Source organism: Bacillus sp. NPDC060175 (assembly GCF_042728695.1).
Taxonomy (GTDB): Bacteria; Bacillota; Bacilli; order Bacillales; family Bacillaceae_G; genus Bacillus_A.
In genome coordinates, this window is sequence record NZ_JBHWYR010000004.1 from 110,582 (window position 1) to 124,800 (window position 14,219).

The window sequence follows — 14,219 nt, forward strand, 5'->3', positions numbered from 1 at the left end:
ATTTTTTCAGAAATTTTCTTACTATTTCCATATAATTCTATTGACTTCTAAATATTTTGTGAATTAAAATAATTACATAAATATCCGTTATACAGGATTAGGGGGAAACAAACATGGATGCAGCTTTAAAATTAGAAAAAGCTGGAGAGCAACAATCACCAAAAAAACATCCACCAGGATTATATTTGTTGTTCTTTACAGAGGCATGGGAAAGATTTAGTTATTACGGAATGCGTGGCTTATTAGTTCTTTATTTAACAACGAGCTTAGTAAGTGGCGGTTTAGGCTTTGATAAAGCAGTTGCTGTACAGATTTACGGTCTTTTCACAATGTTCGTATACTTCACACCGATTATTGGTGGTTGGCTAACTGACCATTTCATTACGAAACGACACGCCATTACTATTGGCGGTATCATTATGGCGATTGGTAACTTCGTACTATTTTCAATGAACACGAAAACTGGACTATTTTTAGGATTAGGATTATTAGTTATCGGTAACGGATTCTTCAAACCAAATATTTCGACTTTATTAGGTCAATTATATAGCGACAACGATTCTCGTCGTGATAGTGCCTTCACTATCTTCTACATGGGAATTAACTTAGGAGCTCTTATCGCTCCATTCATTTGCGGTTACTTCGCAGATTATAGATACGGTTTCTTAACAGCTTGTATCGGTATGATCATTGGACAGATTGCATTTAACTTATTAGCACCTCGTTACTTAGGATCAGCTGGAACAACTGTTGTCGGTAAAAAATCTAAAGAACAAAATGCAAAACCTATTGAGAAAAAACCTTTAACAACACAAGAGAAAAAGCGTACAACTGCAATTTTAATTTTAACTTGTTTCGTTGTATTCTTCTGGGCAGGATTTGAACAAGCTGGTAGTTCTTTAACACTTTACACAGATAAGTTCGTGGATCGTACAATTGGTGGATTTACAATTCCAACACCTTGGTTCCAATCTGTAAACCCACTATTCATTATCTTACTAGCATTACCAGTTTCTGCATTATGGATTAAACTTTCAAAAACAAAAAATGGTGATTTAAAAATTCCTACAAAAATGGCTTTTGGTATGATTTTACTAGGAATCGGGTACTTAGTTTTAACTTTAGCTGTTCTAAAAACTGGTAGCGATGAAGGTAACATTACAATGAAAGCAAACTTACTATTCATTGTGTTCACTTACATGTTCCATACAATCGGTGAATTATTCTTATCACCAATCGGATTATCTATGGTAAGTGCAATCGCTCCTGTTAAATTAGCATCATTATTAATGGGTGTATGGTTAGCTGGTACTGGCTGTGCAAACTTATTAGCAGGACAATTAGCTGCTTTCACTCAATCTTTAGGATATTTAGAAGTATTCGCAAGCATCGGTGTTATCGTAATCGTACTAGGATTAGTACTGCTTATGTTCTCTAAGAAAATTGCACATATGATGGAATAACAAAAAGACGCTTCTAAAATTAGAAGCGTCTTTTCTATTACATCTCTTCTAAAGCCGTCACATCCACGTGAACCCTCTCTCCTGGGTTGGATACGTCATACACTTGAGCACTCCCCTTCTGCTCATCACAGCTCTCAATCCATACGGGGACTCCCTCATATGTAACATCAATTCTACTTGAAGAAGATAATATCTGTTTCACACGTTTTACATCCATTATATTGTTCCTCCTTTGGCTTACAACACTCCTTTCTATCTTTTCATATCCCTTCAGAATATATTCCGTCAATTTAGCACTTCAACCGATAGTTTGTTTCTTTCTAACGCGCTAATATATACGCTCTCAAATCTTCCTATTATTAGACCCTTTCCAAATAAAAAAAGACGTATATTTCACACGTCTTCTTTCCATAATATTCAAAAATTAAGAAAATAATGTTTTTACTACTTCACTTACTTTATCGTTATGAATTTGATAATACACTTCTAACCCGCGTCTCTCAAAGCGTACTACTTTATTTTGCTTTAATTTCGTTAAATGCTGCGAAACAGTTGATTGCGGAATTTCTAATACCTCTTGTAATTGTGTTACATTACATGTTCCACGCTGCATTAGTTCCATTACTAGACGTAGACGAAGTGGATGAGCTAATGCTCTTAACATCTGTACGTCTTCTTCTGAAATACGACAGTCAAATTGGTTTTGGTTCATAAAGTTCCCCTCATTTTCGTTTTTATTTTCTTTATTATTTATTTATATATCTGTTCTTATATTTCCTGTTACGACATAACTTTATCAACCTATAATGCTGAAAAATTTTTCCTCCTTTTATCAGCACACAGTTCAGGAAAAAATCCCTGCTGATTTTGAATATTATACTATATGATATAAAGAAAAAGCAAAACAAAGGGATAGTAATACTTTGCTTACAAATGTTGATTTATCAGCCTTTTTGTTATATTTTCACCTTACTGAAATGTACAGTAATGATATTGTAAAATATCGTCTATAATTGATAACCTATCGTAAAGTAATTTGGCCATATTTAACCACTTTGTTACGATAAAAAGGAAATTTAAGTAAGGAGGATGATGTAATATTAAAAAATGGATTATTATTGCGTTAATTAGCATTGCGGTTGGCTGGACTATTATCAATCACTTCCTATTAGACAACAAAGAAGATATAGTTTCAAAATCAAACACCCCAATTGGAACTGAAGTTGGCAATGTTGCCCTCAATTTCCTTCTGGAAACAACCACTGGTCAAGAAGTTCGCCTTACAGACTATAAAGGAAAAAAAGTAATATTGAATTTTTGGGCAAGCTGGTGTGGTCCATGCAAAACAGAAATGCCTGATATGGAAAAGTTTTATCATGATACAAAGGATAAAGGGATTGAAATTGTCGCTGTAAATGCAACAGCTACTGAAAAAGACCCGAACAATGTAAAACAATTTCTTGAAGAAAACAAATACACCTTCCCCGTCCTATTAGATCAGAAAGGACAAGCAAATTCCGCATATCAAATCATAAGTATTCCAACATCTTTTATCCTCGATACAAACAGTGTCATTCAATATAAACATGTAGGACCAATGACATATGAAAAGGTGAAAGAATACATCAATACTTTATAAAAACGTACTCAAATCTATTAGAGTACGTTTTTTTGTCTACTTTATGAACAACATGTTACTTTTAACACTATTATGGAATAATTATACTTTTTTACGTTGACAATAGTGTTGAAGGAGAATATACTAAGCATGTAAGTTGATTGTGAATAGTTTCACAAATAATGTGAATTTCTTCACATATAAATAGATAGGAGTTGTCATCATTATGAGTACTTGGACACAAATTTATGATCCGTTAAACAACATTTGGTTATCTGCACTAATCGCAGCACTCCCAATTTTTTGCTTCATTATTTGTTTAGTGGGATTCAAAATGAAAGGTTATATCGCTGGTCTCTATAGTGTAATTGTAGCTATTATTCTTGCAATATTTGTTTATAAAATGCCAGCAACTATGGCCGTAGCATCTGCCGGATTTGGTGTTTTATCTGGATTTTATCCAATTTGTACTATTGTTATCGCAGCTATTTTCCTTTATAAATTAACTGTTAAAACAGAACAATTCAATGTCATTCGTGATAGTATTTCAAGCATTACAAATGATCAACGTTTACAAGTATTATTAATTGCTTATTCTTTCGGTGCTTTCTTAGAAGGCGCAGCTGGTTTCGGTGTTCCAGTTGCTATTACAGCAGCATTACTTGTAGGTATGGGCTTTAATCCATTAAAAGCAGCAGGTATTTGCTTAGTAGCTAATATCGCTGGTGGTGCTATGGGTGCTATGGGTATTCCAGTTACAGTACCTGCACAATTAACTCAAATTGATGCATTAACTGTCGGTCGTCAAACTGTTCTTATTTTACCATTCATTAGCATCGTTTTACCTTTCTTACTGGTTTCAATGGTCGATGGAATTAAAGGTATTAAAGAAACTTGGCAAGGTATTCTTGTAAGTGGTGTTTCTTTCGCAATTACTCAATTCCTTGTAACTTATTTCTTAGGTGCAGAACTTACTAATATTTTCGCAGCCGTTGTAAGTATGGTCTCTCTTGCATTATTCTTACGTGTGTGGCAACCAAAATCTTCTGCTAAAGAAGAAAAACAAGAAGAAAAAGAATCTCATACATTCAATCAAATTTTATATGCTTGGTCTCCATTCGTATTCTTAACTGCATTTGTAACAATCTTTAATTTAAAACCAATTAAAGCTTTATTTGCTCCGGATGGTCCATTGGCAAACTTAGTATTTAACATTCAATTCCCTGGTCTTCATAATACGGTTATGAAAACTGCACCAATTACAAAGGCTGATACACCTTTCGCAGCTATTTTCAAACTAGATGTATTCTCTTCTACAACTACTGCGATTGTATTAGCAATTATCGTTTCACTTATCGTCTACCGCGTAAACGGCAAAGTGATTAAAGAATTAATGATCGAAACAATAAAAGAATTAAAAGTTCCAGTATATACAATTTGTAGCGTTATCGCTTTAGCTTACGTAGAGAACTACTCTGGTATGTCATCTACACTTGGACTTGCATTCTCTTCTACAGGAAATGCATTCCCAGTTCTTTCTCCAATTTTAGGATGGATTGGCGTATTCATTACAGGTTCAGTCGTATCAAGTGGTTCATTATTCGCACCACTTCAAGCAGTAACTGCCGATCAGTTAAACCTCGTTCCATCTACTCTCGTTTCATTAAACGTAGTTGGTGGTACAATCGCAAAAATGGTTTCACCACAATCTGTAGCAGTTGCTTGTGCAGCAGTTGGACTAGTTGGTCAAGAATCTGCCTTATTTAAAACAGTGATGAAATATAGTTTAATCTTCTTAGCTATTATTAGCTTACTTCAACTTAACTCTGTATTTAATATCTTTTAAAATAAAACACCGATCCCTATATAAGGGGAATCGGTGTTTTATTTTATACTTTTTTATTTTTTAATAAAGATGCACCAGCAATTTCAGGATGCGTCATTTCGTATGGATCCAAAATAATATCAAGCTCTTCTGCTGTAAGTACACCATGTTCTAAACATAGTTCCCTAACAGACTTTCCTGTCGCAATTGCTTCACGTGCAATGCGAGAAGCTGCTTCATAACCAATATGAGGATTCACCGCTGTAATAACTCCAACACTTTTCTCAACATATTGCTTCAGCAACTCTTCATTCGCTGTAATTCCTTTAATACAATATTCACGAAATACACGGAATCCATTGTTCATAATACTGATGGATTGAATTAAATTAAATACTAATACCGGCTCCATTACATTTAACTCTAATTGCCCAGCTTCTGACGCTAAGCAAATTGTATGGTCATTTCCAATTACTTGGAAAGCAACTTGGTTAATTACTTCTGCCATAACTGGATTTACTTTACCCGGCATAATAGATGAACCTGGTTGACGAGCTGGTAATTGAATTTCCGCCAACCCAACACGTGGACCAGACGCCATAATACGAAGGTCATTTGCAATTTTAGACATATTCATCATACATACTTTTAGTGCTGCAGATACTTCTGTATATGCATCTGTGTTTTGCGTCGCATCAACTAAGTGCTCTGCACCAACAAGAGGGAAACCACTAAAAGTTCGTAAATGCTTCACAACTTGTTCTATATAAGTAGGGTTTGCATTTAATCCCGTACCGACAGCTGTCGCACCCATATTAACTTCGTATAAATGTTGACGAGACTGTTTAATTCTTTTTATATCACGCTCTAGTACTCTGCTATATGCTTCAAATTCTTGTCCAAGGCGAATTGGAACTGCATCTTGCAAATGTGTACGCCCCATTTTAATAACGTGATCAAATTCTTTTGCTTTATCATGAAAAGCAGAGTGAAGTTCTTCCATTGTAACAAGAAGTTCTTCCAGCATCATAAGGGTTGCAATATGAATCCCAGTTGGGAACGCATCATTTGTTGATTGGGCCATGTTCACATGAGTGTTTGGACTAATTTTCGCATATTCACCTTTTTCGTATCCCATACGTTCTAACGCTCTATTAGCAATTACTTCATTAGTATTCATATTAATTGAAGTACCTGCTCCGCCCTGAATTGGGTCTACAATAAATTGATCATGGAACTTTCCATCCACAATCTCTTGTGCCGCTTCTGCAATTTCTTGCCCGATATCTTTAGCTAAGTAACCTGTATCTATATTCGCAAGCGCTGCCGCTTTCTTTACAATTGCCATTGCCGTAATGAGTGACGGATGAATGCGGTATCCTGTAATAGGAAAGTTTTCTACGGCACGTAATGTTTGTACACCATAATAAGCTACATTCGGTACTTCTTTTTCACCTAAAAAATCTTTTTCTATACGTATATCCTTCGTTGCTATCATTTTTCATCACCTATACTTTTCATTCTAAATCCTTATCTAAAGAATTCGCCCTATAAAATACGAGTATCATTAAAAGAATTCTTCAGTATCCACTTTCACTATATAGCACCCTTTTTGAAAGCGCAAACATTTATTTTTCTATATATACTTTTTATTAAAGTTTATATAATAGAAAATCCATTCATTCTTCTACTTTCTTTATTTCAACTCGCTTAATTTGATGCATATCCTTTTCAAGAACTTTAAAAGAAAAGCCGTGTTTCTCAATAATATCCCCCTCAGCAACGATTTGCTTTTGTACCATAATCCAACCACCAATTGTATCAACATCATCAGCGACCAAATGTATGCCAAATAAATCATTTACTTCGCTAATAAGCACTTTCCCCTCTACAATTTTACACACTTCACTTATATGTTCTATAGGTGGATGCTCATCTTCATCGTATTCATCTCGGATTTCTCCAACAATTTCTTCTAAAATATCTTCCAATGTAACAATCCCTGCTGTGCCACCATATTCATCATATAATACAGCTAATGGAATGCGCCTTCTTTGCATTTGCAATAGTAAATCATGGATTGCGATATTTTCTAACACTTCAATAACTGGACGTGTATATGGTGTAATCGAACACTCTTCATCTCGATTACCATCCATATAATGAATAAATAAGTCCTTTACATTAACCATCCCAATAATTTCATCTTTATCTTCACCAAATACTGGATATCTCGTATATTTTTCTTGTGCGATTACTTTAATATGTGTCTCAAACGGCTCATCTTCATATAAACCAACAACTTCAGTACGAGGTACCATGATTTCCTTTGCTACCCTGTTATCAAATTCAAAGATGTTATTTACATATTTAAATTCAGTTTGATTAATCTCGCCACTCTCATAACTCTCAGACAAGATTAATCTTAGTTCCTCCTCAGAATGCGCAACTTCATGTTCAGAAGCCGGATGTAAACCAAATAAGCCTGTCACAAATCGTGCAGAGCCATTTAAAGCCCAAATAAATGGATACATAACTCGGTAAAAATAAATTAGGGGCTTTGATAATAATAAGCTAACTTGCTCTGCTTTTTGGATTGCAAAAGTCTTTGGAGCGAGTTCACCAATTACAACATGTAAAAACGTAATAACTGCAAATGCAATAATAAATGAAACTGTACTTGCAATTGCAGGAGATAAATCCAATTTTAAAAACAGCGGTTCGAGTAAATGTTTAATCGTCGGTTCTCCTAACCACCCGAGCCCTAAAGCAGTAATCGTAATTCCTAACTGACATGCCGATAAATACTCATCTAAATTTGAAGTTACTTTTTTAGCTGCCAATGCGCCTCGTCTTTTTTCACTAACGAGTTGATCGATACGACTACTACGCACCTTTATAATTGCAAACTCTACAGCTACAAAGAAACCTGTTAGCGCAATAAGAACAGCTACCATCAATAATTTTATAATATCCACATATGTCCTTTAGCTTTTCTTAGCTAAAGTTACACCTCCTTTAAATAAAGAAGTTTCACTTTAGTTTCTTCATTTACTTGAAAGCAACCCTATATAAAATTCACCAATTTTCAAACCTCATACAATTCTAATGGCAAACCGTCAGGATCTTGGAAAAAGACGAATTTTTTTCCCGTTATCTCATCAACACGTATCAATTCCGTCTCAACATCGCATCGTTTTAAATGTTTAACAGCATCTTCTATATCAGTAACCGCAAAAGCTAAATGTCTAAGTCCAGCAGCCTCTGGAAAGCTTGCGCGGTCAGGCGGACTTGGAAATGAAAATAATTCAATTTGATACTCTCCTCCTACACATAAATCTAACTTATACGAATTTCGTTCCTTTCTATATACTTCATTCTTCACTTTGAAACCTAATATTCGTGTATAAAAATCCTTTGACACTTCATAATTTGAACAAATAATTGCAACGTGATGTATTCTACATATATTCATGATTCCTCTATTCCTCTCTTTACCAAACATGCATATTCTCACTTTAAATGAAAAACATATATAGCAGAATATCTCTTTTAGGAGGCTTACTATGAAATTTATCACTTTTTTCGTCGGACTTATCGTCGTTTTCTTCCTTGCTTATATTGCTAGCAATAATAAGAAACACATTAAATTCAAACCTATTTTCATCATGCTTATTATACAGTTAATTTTAACCTATTTATTATTAAATACAGAAATTGGTCTCATACTTATTCGGGTCATTTCCAGCCTGTTCACAAAGCTACTCGAGTATGCTGCTGATGGTATAAACTTTGTATTTGGCGGTCTTGCAAATAAAGGTGAGATGTCATTTTTCCTTACTGTATTATTACCGATTGTCTTTATTTCCGTCTTAATTGGTATATTACAACATTTCAAAATACTACCATTTTTTATTCATTGGATTGGTTTCTTTCTTAGCAAGATAAATGGTCTTGGGAAATTAGAATCTTACAATGCCATCGCTTCCGCTATTGTCGGCCAATCAGAAGTTTTTATTACGGTAAAAAAGCAATTAGCTCAAATTCCAAAACACCGTCTTTATACACTTTGTGCATCAGCCATGTCAACAGTATCTATGTCTATCGTAGGTGCCTATATGACGATGATTGAACCTAAATATGTAGTAACCGCACTCGTTCTCAATTTATTTAGCGGTTTTATTATCGTACTCATCATTAACCCTTACGACGTTAAAGATGAAGAAGATATTTTGGAAATAAAAGGTGAAAAGCAAAGTTTCTTTGAAATGCTTGGCGAATATATTCTTGATGGTTTCCGGGTAGCCATTGTCGTCGGTGCTATGCTCATCGGATTCGTAGCATTAATTAGCTGCATTAATGACCTATTCCTCATTATATTCGGCATTACTTTTCAGCAATTAATCGGCTACGTATTTGCTCCTATTGCATTTCTTATCGGTGTACCAAGTTCTGAAATTGTCGCAGCTGGTAGCATTATGGCAACGAAGCTTGTAACAAATGAATTTGTAGCAATGATGGATCTTAGTAAAATTTCCAGCACTCTTTCTATCCGTACAGTTGGTATTATTTCTGTCTTCCTCGTTTCTTTTGCCAACTTTTCTTCCATTGGAATTATTTCCGGTGCGGTAAAAGGGTTAAACGAAGAACAAGGAAATGTTGTTGCCCGCTTCGGCCTAAAATTACTATATGGCGCTACTCTTGTTAGCATTTTATCTGCAATTATTGTAAGTATTATGCTTTAATTAGGAAAAATTTTATCATTTTCTTATCCCTGTCTTTTGTATACACTAACGAATAGATGTCTTATAAATAATCAAGACATCTATTTTTTATACATGTACAATACCTTTTATTTAGCGTACAATATTTTTTATGTATTTTAATACGCTTCTAGATGTATACACTTTGATTGTTTTAAAGGAGAAAAAATGATGACATCCGACATTAACAACGAAACTCGAGCCAAAAAAGGACGTTCCAAGAAAAAGCGCCTACTTTGGTTCATTCTTATCCCCTTACTTATTGTAGCAATGGGAGCAGGAGGCTATTCCTTCCATATATACAGTAAAGCAAAATCCGTCTTAAGCAACGCCTATTCTGAACTCGGCCGAGGAGATAAATCCAGCAAGCGTGAAAAAGCTGTTAAACCTATGACTGACAATATTTCTGTCCTGATTATGGGTGTTGATGAAAGTGATATCAGAGAAAAAGGTTACGGAAAAGCGACTCGTACAGATGCATTATTACTTGCAACAATTAATAAAAATGATAAATCTGTTAAACTAGTCAGCATTCCACGTGATTCACGCGTCTACATTAAATCACGTGATAAATATGATAAAATTACACATGCACACGTATTTGGTGGTGTAGACAGCACAATTGATACAGTAGAAAACTTTTTAGATGTCCCAGTTGATTACTATGTAAAATTTAATTTCAAATCCTTTATCAAGATCGTTGATTCTCTAGGTGGTATAACTGTCGACGTTCCAGTTGAGTTCACAGAACAAAATAGTAGCGACGAAGCAGATGCGATTCACCTAAAAAAAGGGCGTCAACATTTAAATGGAGAAGAAGCACTTGCACTAGCTAGAACTCGCCATATTGACAGTGATTATATGCGCGGTCAACGACAACAACTTGTTTTAGAAGCTATTGCTGAAAAAGCACTATCTCTCAATTCCATTAATAAAATCGGAAGCCTATTAGATGCTGTCGATACAGACTTAAAAACAAATTTAACTTTTGATGATATGATGACTATTGCAAAAAATTCAATGAATTCAAATTTAAAAATGGATAAATTGCAAGTGGAAGGTACTGATAAATATATAGGTGGTATTTATTATTACGTTCCAAACGAAAAAAGTGTTAATGATATCTCGACAACACTTCAAGAACATCTCGGTGTTACGAATAAAAATGAGCATAAAAAATTATAATAAAAAGGCTGCTAGATTTTTCTAAGCAGCCTTTTTATTATAATTTTCAACATATTTCTCATGCATATTGTGACAAAAAGAGACAATTATTACAACAGTGTAACATTTTTTATGAAAACATTACACGTATAGTGAAAATAATAGTATACTAGTACGTACATAATGTTATTTTCATCATTTTTATACAAAAAATGTAATACATATATTTATACAAATTTTTCTGGGGGGAAATAAATGAAGCTAAGCAAAATACTGATTGGTTCCGCTATTGCTGGTGGCATATTACTTTGTGTTGGTGGTATTGGTGGATATCAATATGTATCCAAATTAAATAATCAACTAAATACAACTGCACTACCAAACACTACATTTGAAGGTATTTCTCTTGAGGGAAAAAATAAAGCAGATATTCAAACCATTGTTAATCAAAAGGTGAATGAATTAAATCAAAAATCTCTTAACTACGTATTCCAAAATGATAAACAAAATTACACATGGAAAGATTTAGGAGTAGATTATAAAGAGAAGGATATTGTCAACAATATCTTTAAAGAACAAGAAGGAAACGTAATGAATCGTTACAACATGCGTAAGCAAGCTGAAAACGGTGAAGTAAAACGTGACTATAAATTAACACCACAATTAAATACAACAACTTATGAAACCTTTATAAAGGATAAATATAATGACACATTAAAAAATCCTGTCAACGCCGAATTAAGTGTTGAAGGCCCTACAGTGAATATTAGCCAAAGTCAAAATGGGGAAAAAATTGATAAAGGACAATTAACCGCTTTAACGAATCAAGCTATTACTTCTGGCACATCCGATGTGGCATTACCAGTTACACCAATAAAACCTGAACGTTCTACAGAAGATATACAACAAATGGGGATTAAAGAAGTGATTGCTGAATACTCTACCCCAATGGCTGGCCGTAATGGAAATCAGTCCTATAACGTAAATAAGTCAGCTACTACTTTAAGTGGAGTTATTGTAGCACCTGATGAAACGTTTAGTTTTAATGGCCGTGTTGGCGTAACTGATGCTGCACATGGTTATAAATCCGCAGCAGTATATTCACAAGGTAAAGTTATACAAAGTGCAGGCGGAGGCGTTTGCCAAGTAAGTAGTACTTTATATAGCGCAGCTTTAAGGGCAGATTTAGGAATTGTTTCTCGAAGCAATCATTCTATGCCCGTAAATTATTTACCACTTGGGCAAGATGCAGCAGTGGCAGATTATGGTCCGGATTTACAATTTAAAAACAATACAGGTAAGCATATTTACATTCAAGCATTTTCAAATGGCGGCAGTATTACTACACGTATTTTCGGTACGAATACTGGTAAAAATGTTGAAGTTTCTTCTCAAGTAATTAGTAATACTGGTGATAAAATAACAGCGGTTACGTATAAAAAAGTAACACAAAACGGTGAAGTACTATCAAATGGACAAATTTCAAAAAGCGTATATAAAAGTGCCCCAAAACAATGAGATAATATCAAACGGACAAATTTCAAAAAGCGTATACAAAAAGGCGTGATTTACTCACGCCTTTTTCTTTTGCAATAATAGTAAAAAAGTTTCAAGATGGTCCTTCGTTTCTTCTAAAGACCACATACGATTCCCTTGCTTCGCAGCTAATACGCACACTTCTTCCCACGCGTTCTTTTTCTTCATATTTACTAATTCATCGCGTAATTTCAAAACAATTTCTTCGTCTTCTTGCTCTATAAACTCTTCCATCACGCTTACTATTTCATCCTCATGAATACTTAACGTACAGTACGATTTAAGAAAGTATTGTAATGTTGGATACATATATACTCCCCCCTTTATTTATCTGATGGATAAGAAGTAATAATCTTAAATCCTAGATCTCCTGATTTATCTCTCGCTAAAACAGTAACAGTCTTTACTAGTTTGTCTTTTACATTCATATTTTTCTTTATTACCGTTTTTCCAACTGGAAATGAATGAGTTGTATTCAATACAAGACGAGCCTCTTTAGAGTTTTTCAACCAGTCCTGAATTTCTTTATCATGTTGTTTTAAACTATCTTTCACAGCCTTTGTCGCTGTTTCCTTATCATAGTATGTACTTGCCGCTGAAACTTTATCTGTCTTCAAACGATTCTTCAAATCCTCTTCTGATTTGCCTACATGCCTTTCAATCGTATGACCATTTTTAGGTGGCCCTTCCATTTCATCTAAAATATTGTCACTAATTTTTTCTACTGATGTAGAATGATCCTCTTTTGGTTTTTCTGTTTTTTGTTCTTTTCCTGCACATCCACTTAAAATCAGCATTAGTGCCAATAAACTACTCAAGAAAAGACTACTTAATCGTTTCATCGTATCACCTCTTCCATGATTATTATCGTAACTCCACTAAAAGTCAATTTCACAAAGAAAAAATGGATACAATTTTAAAATCCCTCATTCATTTCGCTATATTTTCCAATCCACTTTCATCAAATCACTGTTTTTCGCCCACCTTAAAATATACCCACGTGTTTTTTAAATTATTTCCCGGATAAAAACACCAATCATAATACTCCAAAAACCCTTTGAATATAGTATTTATGGAGTATTCTTTAAACGAACTAAATATACCCCTAGTTTTATATACCCAATACCTATATAAGGTATACAAGTACCTTTCTATCAACTGTTTTCTACATTATGTAAATTTACACTTGCCTATACAATGGAAATATGGTGTAATGCAAAAAAAGATAAAGGATTTTATACGATGGCTGAAACAATTCAAAACTTCTTAACAGACTATTATTCAATCGCAATTCCACTTAGTATCTTAATCAACATCATCATCAGTCTTTTAGGTTTTATCCCTAGTATTTTTTTGACCGCCATTAATATACAGCTCTTCGGTGTAACAAATGGCACAATCATTTCGATTGCAGGTGAGGCATTAGGGGCTATTATCTCGTTTTATATTTATCGTATAGGCCTTCAGAAGTTCACTCTCGATAAAGTAAATAAGTATCCAAAGGTAGAACGCCTTCTTTACGTAGAAGGCAGAGAGGCATTTCTACTAGTCCTATCTTTTCGTTTTATTCCTTTCATTCCGTCCAGTATCGTTACTTTATTTGCAGCTCTTGGCAAAATGTCATTACTCTCTTTCAGTATTGCCAGCACAATAGGGAAAATACCGGCCTTATTGATTGAAGTATATTCTGCATATCATGTCATAAATGGAACAAATGAAGCGAAGTGGATTGTAACAATCGCGGGTTGCGTTGGATTATTTTATTTGTGGAAAAAATGGAGAAAAAAATAAAGAAGGAGCATAGGCTCCTTCTTTATTTTTTGAAGTATATTCTATTAATATATACCTCT

General features: G+C 34.2%; 14 protein-coding genes. 7 read left to right on the forward strand and 7 right to left on the reverse strand.

Annotated features, from left to right (window positions below):
• The first annotated feature begins 113 nt into the window (after positions 1-113).
• Positions 114-1,463: a peptide MFS transporter gene (locus tag ACFWDE_RS03680; protein ID WP_377890144.1), complete on the forward strand. Its 1,350-nt coding sequence runs from the start codon at positions 114-116 to the stop codon at positions 1,461-1,463.
• Positions 1,464-1,500: 37 nt separating this feature from the next.
• Here ACFWDE_RS03680 and ACFWDE_RS03685 read toward each other — a convergent pair whose 3' ends face one another.
• On the reverse strand, positions 1,501-1,680 hold the full coding sequence (locus ACFWDE_RS03685) for an acid-soluble spore protein H (RefSeq protein ID WP_059037725.1): 180 nt from the start codon (positions 1,678-1,680) through the stop codon (positions 1,501-1,503).
• Between the two features lie 207 nt (positions 1,681-1,887).
• Complete coding sequence (locus ACFWDE_RS03690) at positions 1,888-2,175, reverse strand: ArsR/SmtB family transcription factor (protein WP_001075217.1); 288 nt, start codon at positions 2,173-2,175, stop codon at positions 1,888-1,890.
• A 498-nt stretch (positions 2,176-2,673) separates the two neighbouring features.
• On the opposite strand from ACFWDE_RS03690, the gene ACFWDE_RS03695 reads away from it, so the two are divergent.
• Entirely contained in the window at positions 2,674-3,102 is a 429-nt protein-coding gene (locus tag ACFWDE_RS03695; RefSeq protein WP_377890237.1) for a TlpA disulfide reductase family protein, read from the forward strand.
• 205 nt (positions 3,103-3,307) lie between these two features.
• Positions 3,308-4,927 carry an L-lactate permease gene (locus tag ACFWDE_RS03700; RefSeq protein WP_377890146.1) on the forward strand — a complete coding sequence of 540 codons (1,620 nt, stop codon included), beginning with the start codon at positions 3,308-3,310 and terminating at the stop codon, positions 4,925-4,927.
• A 43-nt stretch (positions 4,928-4,970) separates the two neighbouring features.
• Here ACFWDE_RS03700 and aspA read toward each other — a convergent pair whose 3' ends face one another.
• The 3 genes from aspA to gloA2 form a co-directional block, all read right to left on the reverse strand.
• A complete protein-coding gene (gene aspA, locus ACFWDE_RS03705) occupies positions 4,971-6,404 on the reverse strand; it encodes an aspartate ammonia-lyase (RefSeq protein WP_377890148.1) in 1,434 nt (477 codons plus the stop codon).
• 181 nt (positions 6,405-6,585) lie between these two features.
• The gene (locus tag ACFWDE_RS03710) at positions 6,586-7,884 is read right to left on the reverse strand and encodes a hemolysin family protein (protein ID WP_377890150.1); all 1,299 of its coding nucleotides are present in this window, start codon (positions 7,882-7,884) and stop codon (positions 6,586-6,588) included.
• 110 nt (positions 7,885-7,994) lie between these two features.
• Positions 7,995-8,381 (reverse strand): SMU1112c/YaeR family gloxylase I-like metalloprotein, encoded by a 387-nt coding sequence (gloA2, locus tag ACFWDE_RS03715; protein ID WP_377890152.1) that lies wholly within the window; start codon positions 8,379-8,381, stop codon positions 7,995-7,997.
• A 91-nt stretch (positions 8,382-8,472) separates the two neighbouring features.
• On the opposite strand from gloA2, the gene ACFWDE_RS03720 reads away from it, so the two are divergent.
• The 3 genes from ACFWDE_RS03720 (at position 8,473) to ACFWDE_RS03730 (ending at position 12,351) form a co-directional block, all read left to right on the forward strand.
• Positions 8,473-9,651 (forward strand): NupC/NupG family nucleoside CNT transporter, encoded by a 1,179-nt coding sequence (locus ACFWDE_RS03720; RefSeq protein ID WP_002063751.1) that lies wholly within the window; start codon positions 8,473-8,475, stop codon positions 9,649-9,651.
• A gap of 186 nt (positions 9,652-9,837) precedes the next feature.
• Positions 9,838-10,854: an LCP family glycopolymer transferase gene (locus ACFWDE_RS03725; RefSeq protein WP_377890155.1), complete on the forward strand. Its 1,017-nt coding sequence runs from the start codon at positions 9,838-9,840 to the stop codon at positions 10,852-10,854.
• 234 nt (positions 10,855-11,088) lie between these two features.
• Positions 11,089-12,351 carry a VanW family protein gene (locus tag ACFWDE_RS03730; RefSeq protein ID WP_377890157.1) on the forward strand — a complete coding sequence of 421 codons (1,263 nt, stop codon included), beginning with the start codon at positions 11,089-11,091 and terminating at the stop codon, positions 12,349-12,351.
• A 54-nt stretch (positions 12,352-12,405) separates the two neighbouring features.
• Here the strand turns inward: ACFWDE_RS03730 and ACFWDE_RS03735 are convergent, their stop codons facing one another.
• Complete coding sequence (locus ACFWDE_RS03735; RefSeq protein ID WP_377890159.1) at positions 12,406-12,678, reverse strand: hypothetical protein; 273 nt, start codon at positions 12,676-12,678, stop codon at positions 12,406-12,408.
• Positions 12,679-12,692: 14 nt separating this feature from the next.
• Positions 12,693-13,211, reverse strand: coding sequence for an RNase A-like domain-containing lipoprotein (locus ACFWDE_RS03740; protein WP_002204496.1), 519 nt, complete (start codon positions 13,209-13,211; stop codon positions 12,693-12,695).
• Positions 13,212-13,611: 400 nt separating this feature from the next.
• Between ACFWDE_RS03740 and ACFWDE_RS03745 the strand changes: the two genes are divergently transcribed.
• Positions 13,612-14,160 carry a TVP38/TMEM64 family protein gene (locus tag ACFWDE_RS03745; RefSeq protein WP_131231961.1) on the forward strand — a complete coding sequence of 183 codons (549 nt, stop codon included), beginning with the start codon at positions 13,612-13,614 and terminating at the stop codon, positions 14,158-14,160.
• Positions 14,161-14,219: the final 59 nt, after the last annotated feature.